General features: G+C 62.8%; 23 protein-coding genes. 16 read left to right on the top strand and 7 right to left on the bottom strand.

The window, feature by feature from the left end:
• Nucleotides 1-140: 140 nt before the first annotated feature.
• From serC to DV520_RS09705, 5 genes are all read left to right on the top strand, one after another.
• Nucleotides 141-1,226 (top strand): 3-phosphoserine/phosphohydroxythreonine transaminase, encoded by a 1,086-nt coding sequence (gene serC / locus DV520_RS09725; RefSeq protein WP_117142588.1) that lies wholly within the window; start codon nucleotides 141-143, stop codon nucleotides 1,224-1,226.
• A gap of 58 nt (nucleotides 1,227-1,284) precedes the next feature.
• Entirely contained in the window at nucleotides 1,285-2,421 is a 1,137-nt protein-coding gene (locus tag DV520_RS09720; RefSeq protein ID WP_117142587.1) for a 3-phosphoglycerate dehydrogenase family protein, read from the top strand.
• A gap of 11 nt (nucleotides 2,422-2,432) precedes the next feature.
• A complete protein-coding gene (locus DV520_RS09715) occupies nucleotides 2,433-2,930 on the top strand; it encodes a gamma carbonic anhydrase family protein (protein WP_021920427.1) in 498 nt (165 codons plus the stop codon).
• An 85-nt stretch (nucleotides 2,931-3,015) separates the two neighbouring features.
• Nucleotides 3,016-3,672, top strand: coding sequence for a hypothetical protein (locus tag DV520_RS12690; RefSeq protein ID WP_117142586.1), 657 nt, complete (start codon nucleotides 3,016-3,018; stop codon nucleotides 3,670-3,672).
• A gap of 178 nt (nucleotides 3,673-3,850) precedes the next feature.
• Nucleotides 3,851-4,156, top strand: a complete 306-nt coding sequence (locus DV520_RS09705) for a hypothetical protein (RefSeq protein WP_117142585.1) — start codon at nucleotides 3,851-3,853, stop codon at nucleotides 4,154-4,156.
• 271 nt (nucleotides 4,157-4,427) lie between these two features.
• Here DV520_RS09705 and DV520_RS09700 read toward each other — a convergent pair whose 3' ends face one another.
• From DV520_RS09700 to DV520_RS09680, 5 genes are all read right to left on the bottom strand, one after another.
• Nucleotides 4,428-5,030, bottom strand: coding sequence for a LysO family transporter (locus tag DV520_RS09700; RefSeq protein ID WP_117142584.1), 603 nt, complete (start codon nucleotides 5,028-5,030; stop codon nucleotides 4,428-4,430).
• Nucleotides 5,027-5,323 (bottom strand): hypothetical protein, encoded by a 297-nt coding sequence (locus DV520_RS09695; protein ID WP_117142583.1) that lies wholly within the window; start codon nucleotides 5,321-5,323, stop codon nucleotides 5,027-5,029. The genes DV520_RS09700 and DV520_RS09695 overlap by 4 nt, the downstream gene beginning before the upstream one ends.
• Before the next feature lie 75 nt (nucleotides 5,324-5,398).
• Nucleotides 5,399-5,755 (bottom strand): hypothetical protein, encoded by a 357-nt coding sequence (locus tag DV520_RS09690; protein ID WP_021920421.1) that lies wholly within the window; start codon nucleotides 5,753-5,755, stop codon nucleotides 5,399-5,401.
• A 71-nt stretch (nucleotides 5,756-5,826) separates the two neighbouring features.
• Nucleotides 5,827-6,045: a DUF896 domain-containing protein gene (locus tag DV520_RS09685; RefSeq protein ID WP_117142582.1), complete on the bottom strand. Its 219-nt coding sequence runs from the start codon at nucleotides 6,043-6,045 to the stop codon at nucleotides 5,827-5,829.
• Between the two features lie 86 nt (nucleotides 6,046-6,131).
• Entirely contained in the window at nucleotides 6,132-6,929 is a 798-nt protein-coding gene (locus tag DV520_RS09680; protein ID WP_021920419.1) for a YlmH family RNA-binding protein, read from the bottom strand.
• 205 nt (nucleotides 6,930-7,134) lie between these two features.
• Between DV520_RS09680 and DV520_RS09675 the strand changes: the two genes are divergently transcribed.
• From DV520_RS09675 to DV520_RS09655, 5 genes are all read left to right on the top strand, one after another.
• A complete protein-coding gene (locus DV520_RS09675; RefSeq protein WP_021920418.1) occupies nucleotides 7,135-8,031 on the top strand; it encodes a diacylglycerol/lipid kinase family protein in 897 nt (298 codons plus the stop codon).
• A 115-nt stretch (nucleotides 8,032-8,146) separates the two neighbouring features.
• Nucleotides 8,147-8,560: a universal stress protein gene (locus DV520_RS09670; RefSeq protein ID WP_021920417.1), complete on the top strand. Its 414-nt coding sequence runs from the start codon at nucleotides 8,147-8,149 to the stop codon at nucleotides 8,558-8,560.
• Nucleotides 8,561-8,624: 64 nt separating this feature from the next.
• Entirely contained in the window at nucleotides 8,625-9,071 is a 447-nt protein-coding gene (locus DV520_RS09665; protein ID WP_021920416.1) for a universal stress protein, read from the top strand.
• 93 nt (nucleotides 9,072-9,164) lie between these two features.
• Complete coding sequence (locus DV520_RS09660) at nucleotides 9,165-9,572, top strand: universal stress protein (RefSeq protein WP_021920415.1); 408 nt, start codon at nucleotides 9,165-9,167, stop codon at nucleotides 9,570-9,572.
• Nucleotides 9,573-9,628: 56 nt separating this feature from the next.
• A complete protein-coding gene (locus DV520_RS09655; protein ID WP_117142579.1) occupies nucleotides 9,629-9,880 on the top strand; it encodes a hypothetical protein in 252 nt (83 codons plus the stop codon).
• A 98-nt stretch (nucleotides 9,881-9,978) separates the two neighbouring features.
• Here DV520_RS09655 and DV520_RS09650 read toward each other — a convergent pair whose 3' ends face one another.
• Both DV520_RS09650 and ftsH read right to left on the bottom strand, forming a co-directional pair.
• Nucleotides 9,979-11,184 carry a hypothetical protein gene (locus DV520_RS09650; RefSeq protein ID WP_117142578.1) on the bottom strand — a complete coding sequence of 402 codons (1,206 nt, stop codon included), beginning with the start codon at nucleotides 11,182-11,184 and terminating at the stop codon, nucleotides 9,979-9,981.
• An 82-nt stretch (nucleotides 11,185-11,266) separates the two neighbouring features.
• Nucleotides 11,267-13,342: an ATP-dependent zinc metalloprotease FtsH gene (gene ftsH / locus DV520_RS09645; RefSeq protein ID WP_242984682.1), complete on the bottom strand. Its 2,076-nt coding sequence runs from the start codon at nucleotides 13,340-13,342 to the stop codon at nucleotides 11,267-11,269.
• A gap of 377 nt (nucleotides 13,343-13,719) precedes the next feature.
• On the opposite strand from ftsH, the gene rlmB reads away from it, so the two are divergent.
• The 6 genes from rlmB (at nucleotide 13,720) to DV520_RS09615 (ending at nucleotide 21,987) form a co-directional block, all read left to right on the top strand.
• Nucleotides 13,720-14,511 (top strand): 23S rRNA (guanosine(2251)-2'-O)-methyltransferase RlmB, encoded by a 792-nt coding sequence (gene rlmB / locus DV520_RS09640; RefSeq protein ID WP_021920410.1) that lies wholly within the window; start codon nucleotides 13,720-13,722, stop codon nucleotides 14,509-14,511.
• 56 nt (nucleotides 14,512-14,567) lie between these two features.
• Nucleotides 14,568-17,018, top strand: a complete 2,451-nt coding sequence (locus DV520_RS09635; RefSeq protein ID WP_117142576.1) for a hypothetical protein — start codon at nucleotides 14,568-14,570, stop codon at nucleotides 17,016-17,018.
• 129 nt (nucleotides 17,019-17,147) lie between these two features.
• Entirely contained in the window at nucleotides 17,148-17,741 is a 594-nt protein-coding gene (gene lexA, locus DV520_RS09630) for a transcriptional repressor LexA (protein WP_117142575.1), read from the top strand.
• A gap of 158 nt (nucleotides 17,742-17,899) precedes the next feature.
• Nucleotides 17,900-19,297, top strand: coding sequence for an NAD(P)/FAD-dependent oxidoreductase (locus tag DV520_RS09625; RefSeq protein WP_021919818.1), 1,398 nt, complete (start codon nucleotides 17,900-17,902; stop codon nucleotides 19,295-19,297).
• 386 nt (nucleotides 19,298-19,683) lie between these two features.
• Entirely contained in the window at nucleotides 19,684-21,075 is a 1,392-nt protein-coding gene (mnmE, locus tag DV520_RS09620; protein ID WP_117142574.1) for a tRNA uridine-5-carboxymethylaminomethyl(34) synthesis GTPase MnmE, read from the top strand.
• A 9-nt stretch (nucleotides 21,076-21,084) separates the two neighbouring features.
• Complete coding sequence (locus tag DV520_RS09615; RefSeq protein ID WP_021919820.1) at nucleotides 21,085-21,987, top strand: DUF2238 domain-containing protein; 903 nt, start codon at nucleotides 21,085-21,087, stop codon at nucleotides 21,985-21,987.
• Nucleotides 21,988-22,056 lie beyond the last annotated feature (69 nt).

Raw genomic sequence — 22,056 nt, 5'->3', positions numbered from 1 at the left:
AATTCTAAGGTTTGCAAAGAAGGTCCCTGGATTCTTGACGGGGTCGGTTTAGACGGATATAATAAATAAAATCGGGATAACTCCCATTGCCGTCGCCCGGCAATGGTTGCTCTGTTTGAAATTAGAAAGGGGTAATTCTTATGGCAAATGATCGTGTTTTCAACTTCTCGGCAGGTCCCTCCATGCTGCCCTTGGAGGTCCTTCAGCGGGCCGGTGCGGAGATCACCAACTACGGCGGCTCCGGCATGTCCGTGATGGAAATGAGCCACCGCTCCAAAATCTTTCTGAAGATTTTTGACGAAACCCAGGAAAAATTCCGGAAGCTGCTGGGTGTGCCCGAGGGCTACAAGGTCCTCTTCCTCCAGGGCGGCGGCACCATGCAGTTTGGGATGATCCCCCTGAACCTCATCGGCAAAACCGGCCAGGCCGACTATGCCGTGACCGGTCACTTTGCCAACCTGGCCATGAAGGAGGCCAAGAAGTACGGTCAGGTCACCATCGCCGCCTCCTCTGAGGACCGCAAGCATGTCTACATCCCCGCCCAGGAGCAGCTGAAGCTGAACCCCGATGCCTCCTATTTCTACTACTGCTCCAACAACACCATTGAGGGCACCCAGTGGCAGTACGTCCCCGAGACCGGCTCCGTGCCCCTGGCCTGCGACATGTCCTCGGACATCCTCTCCCGCCCGGTGGATGTGAGCAAGTTCGGCCTGATCTTCGCCGGCGCCCAGAAGAACCTGGCCCCCGCCGGCCTGACCATTGTCATCATCCGGGAGGACCTGGCCGGCCAGGAGTTGCCCATCACCCCCGCCATTATGAATTACAAGTCCATGATCGACAAGGACTCCATGTACAACACCCCCCCCTGCTGGTGCATCTACATGCTGGGTCTCATGTGCGACTGGCTGGAGCAGCAGGGCGGCGCGGCCGGCATGGAGAAGATCAACCAGAAGAAGGCCCAGATGCTCTACGACGTACTGGACAATGCCAAGCTCTTCACCGTCTCCGCCGAAAAGGGCTCCCGCTCCCACATGAACGTGACCTTCCGCTCCGCCTCCGAGGAGATGGACGCCAAATTTGTGGCCGAGTCCGTGAAGGCGGGCTTCACCAACCTGAAGGGCCACCGGTCCGTGGGCGGCATGCGGGCCTCCATCTACAACGCCATGCCCACCGAGGGTGTGGAGAAGCTGTGTGACTTCATCCAGAAGTTCGACAAAGAAAATTAAGACCCGCTTCGCTGGGCTCTCAATTTTTCGGTAGATTAAGAAAGGAAATGCTGTCGTTATGTACCATGTTAAGACGATGAATAAGATCTCCAAGATCGGCCTGGCCGAGCTGGACGACCGGTTCGAGATCAGCGACACCATGGAGCACGAGGACGCCATTCTGGTGCGTTCGGCCAAGCTCCACGACTATGACTTCCCCGCCGAGCTGCTGTGCATCGCCCGGGCCGGGGCCGGGGTGAACAACATCCCCCTGGACCGGGCCGCCGAGGCGGGCATTGTGGTCTTCAACACCCCCGGCGCCAACGCCAACGGGGTGAAGGAGCTTACCATTGCCGCCCTGCTGCTGGCCTCCCGGAAGATCTCCCAGGGCATCACCTGGGTGAAGGAGCAGGCTGCCGCCGGCGCCGACGTGGCCGCCGTGGTGGAAAAGGGCAAGGCCGCCTACGTGGGTCCGGAGATCCAGGGCAAAACCCTGGGTGTGGTGGGCCTGGGGGCCATCGGCGTGCTGGTGGCCAACGCCGCCGCCGCCCTGGGCATGCAGATTGTGGGCTATGACCCCTTCCTGTCCGTGCAGCACGCCCTGAACCTGACCCCCGGCGTGAAGGTGGTCTCCACCCTGGAGGAGCTCTACGGCCAGGCCGATTATATCTCCCTCCACCTGCCCATGACCCCCGAGACCAAGGGGACCCTCAACGACGCCGCCTTCGCCGCCATGAAGGACGGGGTCCGCATTGTCAACCTGGCCAGGGGTGAGCTGGTGGACACCGAGGCCCTGAAGGCCGCCCTGGCCTCCGGCAAATGCGCGGCCTATGTCACCGACTTCCCCAACAGCGAAACCGCCGCCATGGAGGGTGTGGTGGCCATCCCCCACCTGGGCGCCTCCACCCCGGAGAGCGAGGACAACTGCGCCATGATGGCCGCCCGTCAGGTGAGAGATTACCTGGACAACGGCAACATTGTCAACTCCGTGAATCTTCCCGTCCTGTCCATGGCCTGGGCCGCCAAGAACCGGGTGTGCGTGCTCACCAAGGGGGCTGACGCCGCCGCCATCGCCGCCGCGGTTCCCGCTGTGGCCTCCGCCTCCAAGACCCGGGGTGAGTACGGCTACTTCCTGCTGGACACCGACGCCCAGGTAGACACCGCCGCCATCGCCGCCCTGCCCGGGGTCCTCCGGGTGCGGGTGCTGCACCAGTAAGGAGGTCCCCCATGCCAAAGATCCATCCCACCGCCTGGGTGGCCCCCGGGGCCTTCGTCCGGGGGGACGTGACCATTGACGAACAGGCCAACATCTGGTACAACGCCGTCCTCCGGGGCGACCAGGAATCCATCACCGTGGGCAAGGCCACCAGCGTCCAGGACAACTGCGTCCTCCACGGGGACGCGGGCTGCAACGTGGTGGTGGGCCAATACGTCACCGTGGGCCACGGGGCGGTCCTTCACGGCTGCACGGTGGAGGACAACTGCCTCATCGGCATGAACGCCGTGGTTCTGGACCACGCGGTGATCGGCGCGGGCTCCATCGTGGGCGCCGGGGCCGTGGTGGCTGCGGGCACCATCGTCCCCCCCAAAAGCCTGGTGGTGGGGGTACCCGGCAAAGTGAAGAAAACCCTCACCGATGAGGACGTGGCCGGCAGCATTGCCAACGCGGAGAGCTACCTTGGCCTCATGGCCAAGGGCATGGCCGACCCGGAGAACCAGAAGTGATTCTCCCTGGCGCCCACTGCAAACAACCCTGGGGGACGGATCATTCCGTCCCCCGGTTCTGTTTCACGGAAAGGAGGCCCTTGTTATGCCCCACAGCTTGACACACCCGGAACGGCTGACCATCACCGGCCCCCAGGGGGAGACTTACCAGGGCGGGGACCAGGAATGGTACCGGGACCTCTGGCAGCGCCGGGCGGGCTGCGGGCCCACCACCGCCGCCGCTCTGCTGTCCTATCTGTCCCAGACCCGCCCCGGGCTCCGCCCCATGGTACCGGCGGCGGCCAGGACCCAGGCGGGCTTTCTCCGCTACATGGAGGCCCTCTGGCCCTACGTCACCCCCGGTGCCCGGGGGCTGGACAAGCCGGAGAGCCTGGTGCTGGGCTGCCGCTCCTTCGCCCTGTCCCGGGGATGCCGTCTCCAGGGGCAGGTGCTGGAGATCCCCGCCCAGCGGGAGGCCCGGCCCTCCCTGGACCAGTGCCGGCAATTCGTCGCCCAGTGCCTGGACCAGGACTGTCCCGTGGCCTTCCTCAACTTCTCCCACGGAGCCCTCAAAAACCTGGACAGCTGGCACTGGGTTCCCCTCACCGCCATGACCGAGGGAGAATCCGTCCTCCTGTGCACCATACTGGATGAGGGGGAGGCGCGGGTGATCGACCTGGCCCTGTGGTGGGAGACCTCCTCCCTGGGCGGGGCGCTGGTGGGGCTATTTCCGGACATGGAATCGGACCAGACCGACGGCTGAGGGCCGCCCCTCCCCTTCCATCCCTTGACCCGGCCCCTTTTCAAGACCCATCCTGCCACCGGAGGTGACCATGGAACGCATTCTAAACTATTTAGACCTCCCGCCCCAAGAAAGAGACGCCGTGTGCAAGCAGCTCCGTTCCCTCGGTTGTTCTCCCGCGCATGGGACGCGAAGAACCATGAAAAAAGAAATGGAAAAATCCCGGCCGGGAACGCTGCCCCAGTATCTTTTTTTGTTCCGAGACCACACGCTGATCGGCTATCTGTTCCTGATCGCTGAAAAAGAGGGGTTCTGCAGAGCATTTCCTTGGTGGGCCGTTCACAATGCGGACGAGCTGCCACGAAACACCGCCCTTTCATTCCTGGCCCATGGAATCCAGCTCTCCTTGGACTGCGGCTGTCCAACTTTAGCAAATCGGTTGCAAGCACAGTTGGAGGACCAGAAAAAAGGGATCGGACGCCGACCGGAAGAGGCCTGCCGTTAATTGCCCGCGGGGTTGCAGGCGTATGTACCAACAACCTTTGAAACCACAGCGTCCCACAGGGCACCTAACACAGTGCAAAACCAGATTGTCCCTTGATCGCGCATAAAAAGCTCCCTGTTTTCTTGAAAACGGGGAGCTGAATAAATATATCGGGCGATTTATAAAGAAAGAACCCTCAAAGGACAAAAATACCTCTCATCCATAGGAACACAAGGAATTATTCACGATATATCTTGCGCCAATATTCCCCCTTCCCTGTCCCGCAACCTTGTTACACAACAGAAAGACATACTGATATCAGTATAGGGACAAAAAAGGAACAAATGATACCATTCAAAACAGACAGCACCACCGTTTCCTCATTGGTATATTTCAACATGACGGGTAACGTCGTGTCTTCACTGGTCGCGCCAGCGGGTGCAATACAGGTATAGTATCCAAGGTGAGCCGCTAAAAATGGAATAATAAAAAACGAGAAGAGTTCCCTCATAAGGTTGCTCAGAAACGCGATACTCCCCAATTCCGCTCCCGCTAATTTGCTGATTGTCGCACCAGCAAAACTGTACCATCCCAATCCACTTGCAATAGCCGTTGCATGGCCGACGGAAATTTTGAATATTGCCGCGCAAAGCAGTCCCCCGAAAAGCGAACCCAGTATAATCCCCACCGGAATAATGAAAATTTTAACATGATACTCTTTCAGTTTCTTCATTATCCCATCGTGCATTCCTATGCTTATGCCCACAGAGAACATCAATACATACAAAATGACCTGCGTATTTTGGGAAATCATAGAGATAAATGTATTCTCAACGTCCAAATAGCCGTAGGCAATCCCTAAAACCAAAGAAAGAACCGTTAAAACGACAATCACTTTGCCTCTTCCCTTTCCTCAGAATTTTTTTCTTTTTTCATAAAAACTTTTGTTAAGTAATAAACCAGTATAATGGAGAATCCGGTGGGAAGCAAAAAGAACAGAAAACTTGTGAATCCCAGAGATGACAGTTCCTCAAAAAAGTTCTCTTTCTCCCCAAGCATAACACCCATAGCAAAAATTAGAAGAAATGTACAGAGCAAAGAGAGACCTTCATTTTTCTTTTTCATCCGGCGCAGCAAAGGAAGCCTTCCCACAAGAATTCCAATGCACATAACAATGAGTATATCCATATCCTTAACTCCTTTCCCTATCACAGAATCGCCCCCTGTTCTGAATGAACAGGGGGCGATTTCCTGTCTCGCAGCTTACTTTTTCATCTTCGTGGCAATGGTCACGCCGCCAATGGCAATGCGGTCCAGGCCGTTGTCGTGGAAGACCAGGGTCAGGTCCTTGTCCTCTCCCAGAACCTCCCGCACCGCCGCGCGCATGCCCTCGGCGATGGCATTGACCTTCTCCTCCTTGATGGGGCCGGCCTCGATGTTGGCCACCACCATCTTCTGGGGGGCGGGCTGGCCGTTTTCGTAGAGGGTCTCATACTCGTTGACGAAGGTGTAGATGTGGGGGGCCTTCAGAACGGGGGCGGCGGCGTCATAGAGCTTGGCCACCAGGGTGTTTTTGGTCTCCTGTTCCAGACGGGGAACGTTGACGTACATACTGGGCATGGTAATGTTTCCTCCTTATATTGGGCGGCGGGGCCGCCGTACAAAACGCCGGACGGCGGTTTGCTCGGGTGTTAGGACAGGGGGCCCTGCTCCTTTTTCTTCAGCTTGGTCTGGGTGCCATCCTTTTCCACAATGTAGACGTTGTCCAGCTGGGCCTCCAGGCTCTGGCGGATGGCGGCCAGATACTCCTGGCGCAGCAGAGCCTGCTCCTGCTTTTCCTCCTCGGTCAGGCCAATGGTCTTGCTCTTCCGGGCCAATTCATTCAGGCGGGCAATGCGTTCTTCTGTCATCGTAGGCAATCCTTTCTTGCTTCTATGGAACTTCCCGTCCCCGGGCCGGCTTTTCTGCCCGGAGCGGGTTCCTCGCTCTCTCTCTTTTACAAATACCGTTCCAGCTCCAAAATGGTCCTGCCCCGCTTGGAGGTGCCGCCGATCTCCCGCAGCACACACTTTCCCAGGCCCCGGCAGGTGAGCACATCCCCTGCCTCCACAGCCTTGTCGGCTTTGCCGCAGGGCCGGTGGTTCACCATCACCCGGCCGCCCCGGATCAGCTCGGCGGCCCGGCTCCGGGGAATGGAGAACCCCGCCGCCGCCACAGCGTCCAGCCGGGGGGAGGCCACCGTGGCCCGAATCTGCTTTCGCTCCCCCGGGACGGGGCGCAGCTGCGCCAAAGGGATGGGGGTCAGCCGCACCGGGTACCGCCCCACCTTCTCCCACTGGGACAGGAGAATGGGCAGCACCTCCCGCAGCACCACCACCTGGGCCCCCTGTTGGGAGAGGAGAATATCCCCCAGCTTCTCCCGGGTCAGGCCCAGGCCCATGAGGGAGCCCAGATAGTCCCGGTGGGTGAGACCGGCCCCCGGCGGGGTCTCCACCTCCAGGGCGCACAGAGGGCACTCCTCCCCCTGCTGCCAGGTCTCCTCCTCCAGCCAGTCGGGGAGAAAGGCCCACAGCCTTCGCTCGGCGTCGGGATAGCCTCCCGCTAAAATCCCCTGTCCCGGGGCCGCGGCCATGAGCAGGTCCGCGCTCACCGCCTGCTCCGCCGGGGAGAGAAAGCCGGTGTGGGTGGGAACGCCCCGCTGCTCGGCCCGCTGCCACTGGTCCAGCACCCGGGCCAGCAGTAGGCGGCTGTCTCCATCCCGGGCATATTTGTCCAGCAGCTCCGTTTTCCGCATTCCCACGCCCTTCTCTCTCCCTTCGCGACTGGAAATTTCTGTAAATCCCTGAGGGGTTTCTTACGAAAATCAGTATATCCCGTCAATGTGCCTATTGTCAACGGAAAACCAAGGGTTTATAATTTTCTTTATATGATCTTAAACCCTGCCGCCCCAGGGTCCGTCCCCTTGACCCTGACCAATCTTGCCATAAGGAGGAGACCTCGTGAAACACGTCCTTTTTATCTATAACCGCCACGCGGGAAAAAACAAGACCTGGGCCAATTTGTCCGACATGATTAACACCATGACAGAGCAGGACTGCCTCATCACCGCCTACCCCACCCAGTACCGGGGAGACGCGGGGGATGCCATTGTCCGCTGGAGCAGCGCATTTGACCAGATCGTGGTGGCCGGAGGGGACGGTACCCTCAGCGAAGCCATCGCCGGCGCCACCCGGCTGCCGGAGCCCCCAGTCATCGGATACATCCCCGTGGGCACCACCAACGACTTTTCCAAAAACCTGGACCTGCCCCTGGACAAGCTCACGGAGCTGGCCGCCACCGCGGTCACCGGCGTGCCCCACACCCATGACCTGGGCCGGTTCAACGGGAGAAGCTTCCTCTACGTGGCTGCCTTTGGGGCCTTTACGGAGATCGCCTACTCCACCCCCCAAAAGGCCAAGAATCTGCTGGGGTACAACGCCTATATATTAGAAGTGGTGAAAAATTTGGCCTCCATCAAGCCCTACCACATCAAGGTGGAGTGGGAAGACCAGGTTCTGGAGGGGGATTACCTCTACGGCATGGTCAGCAATACCACTTCCGTGGGCCGGTTCCGCAACTTTCCCCCGGGAAACCCCGATCTGTCCGACGGCCTTCTGGAGGTCACCCTCATCTCCCCCATCCGGGATGTCAAAGACATGGAGGAGTTCAGCCGGGCGCTGCTCATGACCGATCCCTCCATTCTCAACTCCATGATGACCACCTTTTCCACCGCCAAGGTGAAGATCACCGCCGCCGCAGAGCTCCTCTGGACCCTGGACGGGGAGGCCGGCGGGGCCCACCAGACGGTGGAGATTGAAGCCATTCCCCACGCCTATACCATCATCCACGGCAAATAGTCCTCCCGTCATTTTTGGATATTTTCCCAAAGCTTGTCCCCTTTCCTTGACTTTATTTTGTTTTAGTTGTATAATGAGGCTGGAAAAAGGGTCCACGCCGAAGGAGGTTTTTGCCATGAAGAAAATTCTCTTGCCGGTTGACGGCAGCAAGCGCAGCATCCGCACCGTGGAAATGGTGAAGCAGCTGTGTGACCCCGCCGACAGCGACATCACCGTCGTGAAGGTGGTCAGCGCCCAGCTGTACATCAACTCCATGGATGAGATCAAGCACAACGCGGAGAAGGCCCAGCCTGAGCTGACTGCCGTGGCCGACATGCTCCCCGGTTATCAAGTGAAAACCCAGGTCCTGCTGGGCAGCGCCCCCGGCGTTGAAATTGTAGAGTATGCCAAGGAATCCGGCACAGAAATGATTATCATGACCCGCTCCTCCCGAGGGCCCTTGCGGAAGCTGGGCTCCGTGGCCACCTACATCGTCCGCAACGCCTCTTTCCTGGATGTCATTGTCATGCGGGAGGAGGGCGACGAATAACGCCCCCAGAGACCGCCCCATTGCTCCGCGCCAAGTGTCCGCTGTATGATTGGAGGTAACCCTTATGAAGAAGATCCTACTGCCCATCGACGGAAGCCCCCGCAGCCTGCGCACCATCCAGGTGGTGAAGCAGTCCTACATTCCCGCTGAGACAGAGATCACCATCCTGCTGGTCGTGCCCGACCCCCGTCCCTCCAAGCTCACCGACGAAAATGACGAGGTCACCCCCATGCCCGACCATGAGGAGATCACTCAAGACCCCCAGACCAAGGAGGAGGCCCGCCTACTGGTGGAATCCTTTGCCAAGATGCTCCCCGGGTATCAGACGACCGCCGCCCTGCGCTTCGGCAGCCCGGGACCGGAGATCATCCAGTTCGCCAAGGAGGGCGGCTTTGACGCCATCTTGATGACCCGTTCCAGCCGGGGGTCCACCCAGAAGCTGGGCTCGGTCTCCACTTATATTGTGCAGAATGCCTCCTTCATCACCACCACTGTCCTGCGGGAGGCGTGAATCATCTGTCATCTGTCCACAAAAGGGGAAAGGCCACCGCCTTTCCCCTTTTCCACCATGGTTCCCACCCATCTGGATAGGAGGTCGAATTCCATGAAACACGTGCTCTTGCCCATTGACGGAAGTACCCGCAGCCTGCGCACCATCGACATGGTCCAACAGACCTACCGCCCCCAGGACACCGAGGTCACCCTTCTGATGGTCCTGCCCGACCAAATGCACATCGACGGCCAATTCGCCCGGGACCGGATGGCCCGCAAGGCCGCCCAGGAGCTGGAAACCTTCGCCGCCCTGCTGCCCGGCTGGACAGTCCGCACCGAACTGCTGTGGGGCAGCCCCGGCCCGGAAATCGTCTACTACGCCCGGGAGCGGGGTTTTGACGCCCTGGTTATGACCCGCTCCTCCCGAGGCCCCCTGCAAAAACTGGGCTCCGTGGCCACCTATGTGGTACGCAATGCCCAGTTCCTGGACCTGATTATTATGCGGGAGGCCGCGCCTTAAAGACTGCGGCGCAAAGGACGCCAAAATACACACCTTTAACACGGGAGGCTTTCTCTATGATCTCCATTTTTAACCGTGCCCAGCTGCCCCCTCTCTTTGATCCCGCCCGCCGGGATTCTCTGTGTCAAGCTCTGGACCAGGCAGGGATCGAATACACTGTAAAAACGGTAGACCGCTCCTCCCCTTCCGCCCTAAACTTCGGCAGCCGGGAGCGGGGCGGCACTCTGCTACACCAGATGGAGCAGAACTGGTATTACCTGGTATATGTGAAAAAATCCGACTGGGAGGCCGCCCAACGGCTCCTCTGACCCAATCCCCAAACATACGCTGTATCTTTCGACCAGTATAGATTGTACAAACAGCACAAAACCCTCTCCGAACCCTTGCGGTTCGGAGAGGGTTTTCCTCATCCCTCGCCCTCCAGCAGGAGCTTGACCCGGTTGTACACCAGCAGGCGGGGCAGGCTGGCGTCCAGGTCCACACTGACCACTTTGCCCCGGCCCAGCCGGCGCAGGAGGGCCGCGTACTGTCCCCGGCCGCACACATGGTTGGGCAGACAGCCAAAGGGCTGCATGGCCAAAACCCGGTGACAGCCGGCATGGATGTGGGCGGCGCACTCGGCCCCGATGAGCCATCCGTCAGCCACCCGCAGGGTTTGGCTGATCCAGTCCGCCGCCTCCCGCTGAAAGGCGGGAAAGGGGGGCAGGCTGTGAAACCCGTGGGCTGCCAGGGCCGCCGTCATGGTCCGCTGGAGCCCCGCCATCCAGGCGCCCAAGCCCCGCCACAGGGCCTGGACGGGCCCCGTCGTTCCGGCGATCTGACTGCTGATATAGTAGAGAATGTACCAGGAGAAGCCATTCACCGCCACCTCACAGCCCGCCTCCTCCAGAAAGGGGAGGATGTCCCAGTTGCCCAGGGCGCAGTATTTGGTGTAGAGCTCCCCCACCAGGGCCACCCGCTTCCTGGCCACCGGCCGGCGGGGCAGGGCGGCAAAGTCCCCGGCGGCCTGGTGAAAGACTTCCTTCATCCTGCGGAGGGTCAAGGGGGCGCCGCTGCGCAGTTCCCCGGCCAGCTGGTTGGTCCACCGGTCCCGGCAGGCGTTGGCCGCCCCGGCCACGGCCTCATAGGGCCGGGTCTGCAGGGTAAGCAGCAGGAGAAGGTCCCCGTAAAACAGGCCAAACAGCGCCCGCCAGACCATCTCCGGCCGAAGGGGCAGGGCATGGTCCCGTTCCAGCCCCTTGACGTTCCAAGTGAGGACCTCCACCTGGGGATACCCCGCCGCGGCCAGGGCCTTGCGGATCAGGCTGGGAAAGTTGGACCCCCGGCAGGCATCCCCCGCCGAGGGCATCAGCAGGCTCACCTGGTCCAGGTCATAGGCCCCGCTGCCCAGGGCCTGGAGATACTGACCCAGGCTGAGAACAAAGGGATAGCACAGGTCATTGTGGGCATAGCGCAGGCCCAGGTCCGCAAGCCCCCTGCTCTGGGACAGGATCACCGGGTAATAGGCCTTGGAGTGAAAGGCATACTGGAGCAGAGGGAAATGGGCGTCCAACATGGCGGGGATCAGCAGAATCCGCTGTCCGGGGGCCGGGGCGGGGGGAATGGGTCTCATGGCGTCCCTCCTCTCTAAAAAAGCCCCGCCCGGGTGTCATTCCCGGGCGGGGCCTGCTCTTTGGATGGGTGCCCAGGGCGGGTCACTCCTTCGGTGTCTCCTCTGGGACGGGAGGCGGTGCCTCCCCCTGGTCTTCTCCCCCCAGCTGGGGCGCGGGGACAGAGGGAACCTCCGGGGACCCTTCCGCCCCTGCGGGGGTCTCGGGGCCCGGGGCCAGCAGGGGGGAGTCCGCCGTGGCGGGGTCCCGGCCCTGGATGATGGCCACCATCTCCGCGCCGGTGATGGTCTCCTTCTCCAGCAGGTAGGCCACCACCTGGTCCATCTCCGCCCGGCTCTCCCGGATGATCTCCACCGCTGTGGCGTAGCACTGGTCCAGGATGTCCCGGACCGCCTCGTCCAGGGCGGCGGCGGTGTCCTGGGCGCAGTCCATGCCGTAGCCCCCGTCCAGGTACTGGCTGCGCTTGGAGGCCAGAGCCATCATGCCAAAGCGGTCGCTCATGCCGTACATGGCCACCATGTTCCGGGCCACGGCAGTGGCGTCCTGGATGTCCTGGGCCGCGCCGTTGGTCATGGTGTTCAGCACCACTTCCTCCGCGGCCCGGCCGCCCATGGACACGGCGATTCGGGCCAGCAGCTCGTCCCGGGTGCGAAGCTCAGTTTTATCTTCCTCGGGCATGAGCAGGGTATAGCCCAGGGAGCCCTGGGTGTGGGGGACGATGGTGATCTTCTGCACCGGCTCGGTGTTCTTCTGCTTATAGGCCACCATGGCGTGGCCCACCTCGTGGTAGGCCACCAGTTTTTTCTCAAACTCCGTCAGCACGCTGCCCTTCTTCTCCGTGCCGGCAATGACCAGTTCAAAGGCGGACAGAAGGTCCTGCTGATTCACCGCCCGGCGGCCCAGGCGGACCGCCCGGAGGGCGGCCTCGTTGACCAGATTGGCCAGGTCGGCCCCCACGCAGCCGGCGGTGGCCAGGGCCACCTTCCGCAGGTCCACATCCTCGGACAGGCGAATCCGGCGGGTGTGCACCTGGAGGGTGGCCAGCCGGCCGGCCAGGTTGGGCCGGTCAATGGTGATCCGGCGGTCGAACCGGCCGGGCCGCAGCAGGGCCTGGTCCAGCACCTCCGGCCGGTTGGTGGCGGCCAGGAGGATGACCCCCTTGGTGGGGTCAAAGCCGTCCATTTCCGCCAGCAGCTGGTTCAGGGTCTGCTCCCGCTCGTCGTTGCCGCCCATACGGTTGTCCCGGGACTTGCCGATGGTGTCAATCTCGTCGATGAAAACGATGCAGGGGGCCACCTTGTTGGCCTCTTTGAACAGGTCCCGGACCCGGGAGGCCCCCACGCCCACGAACATCTCCACAAAGTCCGAGCCGGAGATGGAGAAGAAGGGGACGTTGGCCTCCCCGGCCACGGCCTTGGCCAGCAGGGTTTTGCCGGTGCCCGGCGGGCCCACCAGCAGGGCGCCCTTGGGGAGCTTGGCGCCGATCTCGGTGTATTTGCCGGGGTTGTGGAGAAAATCAATGATCTCCACCAGGGACTCCTTGGCCTCGTCCTGACCGGCCACGTCCGCGAAGGTGACGCCGGTGGATTTCTCCATGTAGACCTTGGCATTGGCCTTGCCCACGCCGCCCAGGCCCCCCATGCCGCCGCTCATCCGGCGCATCAGGAAGACCAGCAGGCCCACCATCAGGATCATGGGCACCACATAGCTCAGCAGCAGGCTCATGAGATAGGAGGATTCCTCCTGCATGGGGGAATAATACTCCACATCATGCTCTTTCAGCAGGGAGATCAGGCTGTCGTCCCGGGCCACCACCGGCGCGGTGACATACCGGGTGGCGCCGCCCTGCTCCATCTGCTGGGCCAGCACCTCCGCCAGGTCTTGGCTGCCTCCTTCCCCCGCGCCGGCAGGCAGGTCTTCCTTGAGGTAAAAGGTATATTTGTTGCTGGTCAGCTCCACGGTGGCCACCTTGTCCTCCTCCACCATCTGGATGAACTCGGAGTAGGGAACCTCCTTGGTGCCGGCGTTGGCAATCTGCTTGGCCAGGAAATTAAAGAAAATGACCAGGACCAGGGCCCAGAGAATGGCCCCGAAAATAAAGCCGCGTTTGCGCGGGCCTTGGCCGCCGCCCTTGCCCTTGTTGTTTGGATTGGAACTCAACAGTATCTGTCCTCCGTTCCGGGGGAGCGCCCCCGTTTTTCTGGTTTATGTCATTTGCGGGCAGGGTATCCCACCGCGCTTGGCAGATAGTTTGCCGGGAAAAACTTTCCCCATTTGATAACGGTATGGTATCATATTTCCCTTTTTATTGCAAGGAACGGCCTGTGACATAGGTGTTAAGAATTTATGAAATTTTCCCCCTGACCAGGCGGACGTGGTTGGCGGAAGCGGGACCGGAATTCTCTCTCCTGAAATTTCCCGGGAAAAGGGGCTTTTTCTTCCCTGAAATCCATGATATAATACCTAAAATATGCAGGTTCTCTGCTTTTTTTCCCTGAAATTTCTTCCTTCGGCCGACGCGCCGGGATTGGAGTCTTATGCAGTACAAACACAACCAGCCCCGCCCTGACCGGGCAGGGGACGAGGCCCCCGCCGACGGAATCATCGAGGGCCGCAACGCGGTGATCGAGGCCCTGCGGGCCGGCACCCAGATCGACAAAATTTTCATTATGAAGGGAGAGGTGGACACCGCCCTGGGTCACATCGCCTCCACCGCCCGCAGCCAGGGCATCGTGGTGGCCGACGCGGACAAGCGGAAGCTGGACGGCATGAGCCGCACCCACGCCCACCAGGGGGTCATCGCCGTGGCCGCGGTCCGGGCCTACGCCACGGTGGAGGACATCCTCCAGGCCGCCCGGGACAAAGGGGAGCCCCCCCTGCTGGTGGTCTGCGACGAGCTCTCCGACCCCCATAACTTAGGGGCGGTGATCCGCACCGCCGAGTGCGCCGGGGCCCACGGGGTCATCATCCCCAAGCGCCGCAGCGCCGGCCTGACCGCCGTGGTGGCCAAGACCTCCGCCGGGGCGGTCTCCCACCTCCCCGTGGCCCGGGTGGCCAACCTGCCCTCCCTGCTCAAGCGGCTCAAGGAGGAGGGCCTTTGGATCTTTGGCTCCGCCGCCGACGGAACCACCTCTCTGTACGCGGCTGACCTGAAAGGCCCCGCCGCCCTGGTCATCGGCTCAGAGGGATCGGGCATGAGCCGGCTGGTCTCCGAGACCTGTGATTTTCTGGTCCGCATTCCCATGCGGGGGAAGCTCAATTCCCTCAACGCCAGCGCGGCCGCCGCCATCCTGCTGTATGAGGCCCTGCGGCAGCGCCTGGGCAGCTGACCCCGCCCCATTTCGTTCCATCGCAGCGCCCATGGGCGCAGGGAGGTTTTGATGCTATGGCAGATGACAATCATTTCAGCTTAGGGGATATCCTGTGGGAGTACGCCGACTACACCCCGCCGGAGACGCCGGCCGGGCCCTCGGTCCCCCTGCCCCCGGAGGCGCCCCAAGCGCCCAAACCGCCGGCAGCCGCCCCGGCAAAGCCGGGGATTACCTCTCCCCAGCCGGTCTCCCCTGCCCCGGCCGCCCCGCCGGCCCCCAAACCCGCGGCGCCCCGGCCGGCCAGCCAGCCCCTACCCGCCAACCAGCCGCTGCCGGCCAATCAGGCCCCAGCGAAGAAAATACCGCCGGCCCAGTCCCCCAAGCAGGACCCGCCCCAGGAGAAGGCCCCCGCCCCGGCACCCGCATCCCCGACGCCCCAGCCCGCCGGCGAACCGGCGCCTTCCCCGGACACGCCGCCAGAAGGAGAACAGGCGGCCCCCGCTCCAGAGGCCCCCGCCCCGGAGGAGGCCCCGGCGCCCTCCCAGGATGAGACAGAGGTGGGAGTGCCCCAGGACGACGGGCCGGAGCTCATCGCCTTCACCCCGGACCCCAAGGCAGCCGCCCAGCAAGCCCAGGACCAACCGGCTACCCCCGAAGGGGACGGAGCGGCGGAACAGCCGCCCATGCAGGGTCCGCCGGCCCCGGGCCAGACAGGCCAGGCGGCCCAGGGTCCCCAAGCCCCCGGACAGGGAACCCCCACCGGTCCCAAGGCCGCCCCCGGCGGGCAGACCGTCCCCCCGGGCAAGCCCCAGACGCCGCCCCAGGAGGGCACGGGGTTTCACCCCTTCCGGGAACGGAAGGCCCGGGCGGAAGCGCCCCCGCCCCCCGACGCCCCGCCGGCCCAGCTGGCGGAGGAATACGGCCTGGGGCTGCAGGCCCTGAAGGGAAAATGCACCGCTGCCGGGGTGCTCTCGGCGGTGCTCCTGCTTTTTGCCCTGCTGGACAGCGGCGTGCTGCCGGTGCTGGACAGCCTCCTGCCCGCCAACATCCTGCTGCTGGGCAGTCTGGCCCTGTTCGCAGGGTGCGTCCTGCTGAGCCTGGACGTGCTCAAGGAGGGCCTGGTCCAGCTGACCAACCTGGCCCCCAACGGGGACACCCTGGCCCTGTTTGCCGCCCTGTTCACCCTGGTGGACGGTGTCACCATGGTCTTTACCCCCCTGCGGGAGAGCGCCATCCCCTTCTTCTCCCCCTGCGCCCTGGTGCTGACCTTTCATCTGCTGGGGCGCTACTGTGACCGGTCGGCCAAATTTCAGGCCTGCCGGGTGGCCGCCTCCGTGTCCCAGCCCTACCTGGTCACCCAGGACCCCAATGTCCTGGGGGGACGGACCGCTTTCCGCAAGTGGCTGGGGGTTCCCAAGGGCTTTGGCAGCCAGATCCGCACCACCAGCCAGGCCGAGGCCCGGTTCCGCCGGCTGACCCCGGTGCTGCTGGTGGCCTGCTTCTGCCTGTCCCTGGTCACCACCGTGGCCCACCACCAGCCCAACCTGATCTTTTGGTCTCTGTCGGCCCTGTTCACCGCCGCGGCCACCTTGGGCGTCTCCCTCGCCCTCAATCTCCCCCTGCGGATGCTGGGGGGGAAGCTGGCCAAGCTGGGGGTGGCCCTGGCGGGCTGGCCCGGCCTGCTGGCCGGCAAGGGGTGCAAGGCCGCCCTGCTGCTGGACCAGGACATCTATCCCCCCGGCACCGTGGCCCTGGCGGGTTCCCGGGTATTCGGCAGCCTGTCCATGGAGCGGACCGTGGCCTTCACCGCCTCGGTCATCCGGGCCTCTGGCTCGGGGCTCACCTATCTGTTTGACAAGCTGGTCCGGGCGGAGGGGAGCGGCTACCTCCCCATTGAAAAAATCGTCATGCAGGAGACCGGCCTGCTGGGCCAGTGCCAGGGGCAGCAGATCCTGGTGGGCAACAGCGACTTTATGAGCCGGCAGGGCATCGCCCTCCCCCCGGGCATCCGGGCCAAGGACGCGGTGTTCTGCGCGGTGGACCGGGAGCTGGTGGGGATGTTCGTGCTGAAATACACCCTCCACCCCGCCATCACCCCCGCCCTGCAGAGCATGGTGCTTCACCGGATCGCCCCGGTGATGGTCACCCGGGACTTCAACCTCAACCCCCACCGGCTGCGGCTGTGGGGCCGGCTACCCATGGATCAGCTGACCTTCCCGGACCTCCAGCGGCGGGTGACCCTGTCGGGCCCCAACCAGCCCCACGGTCCGGCCATTCTGGCCGTCCTGTGCCGGGAGGGAATCGCCCCCTTCTCCCAGGCCCTCATCGGCGCCAAGCGCATCCGCCGGGCGGCTGCCTTCAGCAGCTTTTTTGTGAACTTCAGCGCCTGCGTGGGGGTGGTGCTCACCGCCTCCCTCTCCAGTGCCGGGGCCCTGGGCGCCATGTGCGCCTGGCACCTGTCCCTGTTCTTGCTGCTGTGGCTGGTCCCCGTCCTGCTGATCTCCCTGTGGACCACCCAGTATTGATCCATCCATTCTGGTTCCCCGGTTGGTACAAAACCGGGGAACTTTTTTCGAACATCCGTTTGACTTCCCCCGTCTCTATGTGATACAATCTTTTTAGCTACAAGATATTGGTATTGGGAGGGCGCCGCCATGACCAACCTCACCCCAAAACAGCAGCGGATCTATGACTTCATCCGCACCTTTACCCGCCAAATGGGATACCCCCCCACCGTGCGGGAGATCGGCCAGCACGTGGGGGTCCGCTCCCCCTCCACGGTGAAGTACCATCTGGACCACCTCCGCCAGGCCGGCCTGCTCCAGTGGGACGGGGGCAAGACCCGGTCCATCACCCTACCAAACGCGTCCCTCCCCGGCCCCGATCAGATCCCCCTGGTGGGCCATGTGGCCGCCGGGGCCCCCATCTGGGCGGAGGAGTGCATTGAGGAGTACATCCCCTTCCAGGCCGGCCCCCATCCCGAGGAATACTTTGCCCTGAAGGTCCGGGGGGAGTCCATGCTGGGGGTGGGAATCTACCCGGATGACCTGGTGGTGATCCACCGCCAGAGCCAGGCCCGGAACGGGGAGATCGTGGTGGCCCTTTTTGAGGACGAGGCCACTGTGAAAACCCTCTCCCAGAAAAACGGGCAGACCTGGCTCCTCCCCGCCAACTCCGACTACCAGCCCATTGACGGCACCCACGCCCAGATCATCGGCAAGGTGGTGGCCCTTCTCCGGCGGTATTGACGCCAAACGCTGCCCAGCCCGCCTTGGCAGCGTTTCTTCTTCCCCGGCCAGACCCCACAGCGTGTCAATTTCGCCTTGACACGCGAGTCCTTTATGGTAGAATGAGATGGTTTTGGATTTTTCCACTTCCCATTCTATCAGAAAAGGAACGAGATACCATGCGGAAAACCTACGATACCATGATTCTGGGCTGCGGAGAGGCCGGGGTATTTGCCGGCTACGAGCTCATCCGCCGCAATCCGGGGATGAAGGTGCTGATCGTGGATCAGGGCCAGGACATCTACCACCGCAGCTGCCCCATTGTGGCGGGCAAGGTGCGGGAATGTATTGACTGCAAGGTCTGCCACACCATGTGCGGCTTCGGCGGGGCCGGGGCGTTCTCGGACGGGAAGTATAACTTTACCACCGCCTTCGGCGGCTGGCTCACCGACTTCATGCCGGAGCAGGAGGTCATGGAGCTCATCGACTACGTGGATGAGATCAACACCGCCCACGGGGCCACCCGGGAGGTCTTTTCCACGGAGACCCCCGCCGCCCAGGCCCTGCGGAAAAAGGCCCTGGAATTTGACCTCCACCTCCTCCAGGCCCGGGTAAAACACCTGGGCACGGAGAACAACCTGCGGATTCTCACCAATCTCTACGAAGACCTGCGCCGGGACATCACCTTCCAGTTCAACACCGCCGTCACCGCCATCCGCCAGGCAGAGGGGGGGTACTGCCTGGAGACAGCGGACGGGGACCAGTATCTGGCCAAGTTCCTCATCGCCGCCCCCGGCCGGTCCGGGGCAGAGTGGTTTGCCCAGCAGTGCCGTCAGCTGGGCCTGCCCATGACCAACAACCAAATCGACATCGGTGTGCGGGTGGAGCTGCCCGCCCTGATCTTCGAGCACATCACCGACGTGGTCTACGAGTCCAAGCTCATCTACCGGACCAAGCAGTACGGGGACCAGGTGCGCACCTTCTGCATGAATCCCTACGGCCACGTGGTGGCGGAGAATGTGGAGGGCATCCACACCGTCAATGGCCACAGCTACTCCGACCCCAAGCTCCGCAGCGAGAACACCAACTTCGCCCTGTTGGTCTCCAACCATTTTACCGAACCCTTTGACGAGCCCTACCGCTACGGCAAGCACATCGCCTCCCTGTCCAACATGCTGGCCGGGGGCGTCTTGGTCCAGCGGTTTGGGGACCTGGTCCGGGGGGTGCGCTCCAACGCCCACCGAATGGGCAAGTCCACCACCCACCCCACCCTCACCGCCGCCGTGCCGGGGGACCTCTCCCTGGCCCTGCCCAAGCGCCAGCTGGACGACATCATTGAGATGATCTATGCCCTGGACAAGCTGGCCCCAGGCACCGCCAACTACGACACCCTCCTCTATGGGGCGGAGGTCAAGTTCTACTCCGCCCGGCTGAAGCTCTCCACCCATCTGGAGACCTCCCTGCCCAACTTCTTCGCCGCAGGCGACGGGGCCGGGATCACCCGGGGGCTGGCCCAGGCGGGGGCCTCCGGGGTCCGGGCGGCCCGGGCCATCACCCAACGGATTCAGGGCGCGTAAGGCGCTCTCTCCGCCGGTTTTCCACAGGGCGGGCGCGCTCCTTCCGGCCTCCCGTTTATTTTCCACAGGACCGCAGGCATAGTGGAATCCTTTTTGTTACTTTTTGTGATCGAGCTGTTAATATTTCGTCATTTTTACAAGGAATTTTTCCCTTTGTGCGTTCTGACCAACCAAATTTCCTCGAATTTTGCATGAAAGTTTCGGAAAAAACGGGGCGCCCACCCAGCGGAACCTGAGATTTCCCAAAGGTTTTACACATTATCCACAGAGTTGTCCACAATAGGTGTATACTCTCGTACATGCATTTTTGGCTGCCGAAAGATGCTGTCAAGGAACATTTTGACGGTGGATTCGCCAAAAATGGTTTCTTGGAAAGGAGGTCCTCCATGTCTGATCTCATTGCCGCCGTCGCCACTCCCCCCGGGACAGGGGGGGTGGGGATTCTGCGGCTGTCCGGCCCCGGGGCCGCCCAAGCAGCGGCCCGGGTCTTCCGCCCTAAGGGAACCCGCGCCCTGCCGGACGCGCCGGACCGTCAGCTCCTCTACGGCACCCTGCTGGACCAGGCGGGCCAGGCGCTTGACACCGGCCTGGCCTTTGTCAGCCGGGCTCCCCACAGCTACACCGGGGAGGAGACGGCGGAGCTTCAATGCCACGGCTCCCCCATGGTCCTCTCTCTGGTCTTGGACGCCCTCTTCGCTGCCGGCGCCCGGCAGGCCCGGGCCGGGGAGTTCACCCAGCGGGCCTTCCTCAACGGAAAACTGGACCTGACCCAGGCCGAGGCGGTCATCGACCTCATTGAGGCGGAGACCCCCGCCGCCGCCCGGCAGGCCGCCGGCCAGCTCACCGGAGCCCTCTCCCGGCGGATTGACGCAATTTACAGCGGCCTGACCGACGTGATGGCCCACTTCTGCGCGGTGCTGGACTACCCCGACGAGGACCTGGACCCCTTCCAAACCCAGCAACTCCAGGAAGCCCTCCAGGCCCAGGAGGAGGCCCTGACCGCCCTGCTGCGGACCAGTCGGCGGGGGCGGCTGCTCTCCCAGGGTCTCACCTGCGTCCTCCTGGGCCGGCCCAACGCCGGCAAGTCCTCCCTGCTCAACGCCCTGGCGGGCTATGAGCGGGCCATCGTCACCCCCATCCCCGGCACCACCCGGGACACCGTGGAGGCCACGGTCACCTTAGAGGGATACCTCTTCCGTCTGGTGGACACCGCCGGCCTGCGGGACAGCGACGATCCCATCGAGCAATTGGGGGTGGCCCGCAGCCGCCAGGCCCTGGACCAGGCGGACCTGATCCTGCTGGTCTGCGACGGGACCCAGGAGCTGGGGGAAGAAGACACGGCGCTGCTGGACCAGGCCCTGGACCAGGCGGACACCCTTCTGGTGATGAACAAGAGCGATCTGCCCGGCTACGGCTGCCCCATGTTCCGGGCAGAGAACACAGCCCACACCCTCTCCGTGGTGGGCCTGAGCGCCAAAACCGGCCTGGGCCTGGAATTTTTGGAAGCGGAACTGGTCCGCCGGGCCCAGGCGCTGCTCCCCCAAGCCGGGCAGCGGGCCTCCGAGCTGCTGCTCACCAACCAGCGCCAGACCGACGCTGTCCGCCGGGCCGCCGAGAGCGTGGCCCGGGCCGGCCAGGCCCTGGAGCAGGGGGTCACCCCCGACGCCCTGCTCACCGACGTGGAGCAGGCCATGGCCGCCCTGGGGGAACTGACGGGACGAACCGTCCGAGAGGACATCACCAGCCGCATTTTCCAACGCTTCTGCGTGGGCAAGTAAGGAGGTCCCATGGCAAAGAAAAAGAACCTGCTGCAATCCATGGAGGAGGACCGGCGCAACCGCAGAACCTTCCGCCAGGCCATGGCCAAGGAGCTGCGGGAACACAAGAGTTCCTTTCTGGTCTTTTCCGTGCTGCGCATCCTGGTCATCGTCTCCCTGGTGCGTCAGATCATGCGGGGAAGCTATGAGAGCGCCTTCTTCTGTCTGCTGGCCTTGTGCCTGCTCTATCTGCCCAGCTGGCTTCAGGTGAAGCTGCGCATTGAACTGCCGCCGCCCCTGGAGATCACCATTCTCTGCTTCATCTACGCCGCGGAAATCCTGGGGGAGGTCAACGCCTTTTACGTGGTGGTCCCCAACTGGGACACCATGCTCCACACCCTCAACGGCTTTCTGGCCGCGGCGGTGGGCTTCTCCATGGTCATCCTGCTCAACGACAATGAAAAGCTGACCTTTGAGCTCTCCCCCTTTTTCCTGGCCCTGCTGGCTTTCTGCTTTTCCATGACCATCGGGGTTTTGTGGGAGTTCTTTGAGTTTTTCATGGACACCTTCCTGCACACGGACATGCAGAAGGACACCATCATCCACACCATCCACTCCGTCACCCTGGACCCCACCCGGAGCAACCAGGTGGTGACCATTCACAACATCCAGGATGTGGCGGTCAACGGCAGCAGCCTGGGGCTGCCGGGATACCTGGACATCGGGCTCATCGACACCATGAAGGACCTGATGGTGAATTTCCTGGGGGCCCTGGTCTTCTCCGTCACCGGCTTCTTTTATGCCCGAAGCAAGGGCAAAAAGAAAACCCCCGCCCAGAACTTTGTCCCCAGCAAGAAAACCGCAGACCGGGATTACCTCCAGCAGGCCCGCCAGGCTCTCACGCCCCCGGAAGAACCGCCGGAGGACCCCTGATCCCCACCCCTTCCGCCCCGCGCAGCCGCCCGCCGCGCGGGGCGCGTCTTTGTCCGAGCCCGCCGGCGG

The organism is Evtepia gabavorous (genome assembly GCF_003425665.1).
Taxonomy (GTDB): domain Bacteria; phylum Bacillota; class Clostridia; order Oscillospirales; family Oscillospiraceae; genus Evtepia; species Evtepia gabavorous.
The sequence above is the reverse complement of the archived record's forward strand: the minus strand, read 5'-3'. Positions and strand labels throughout refer to the sequence as shown.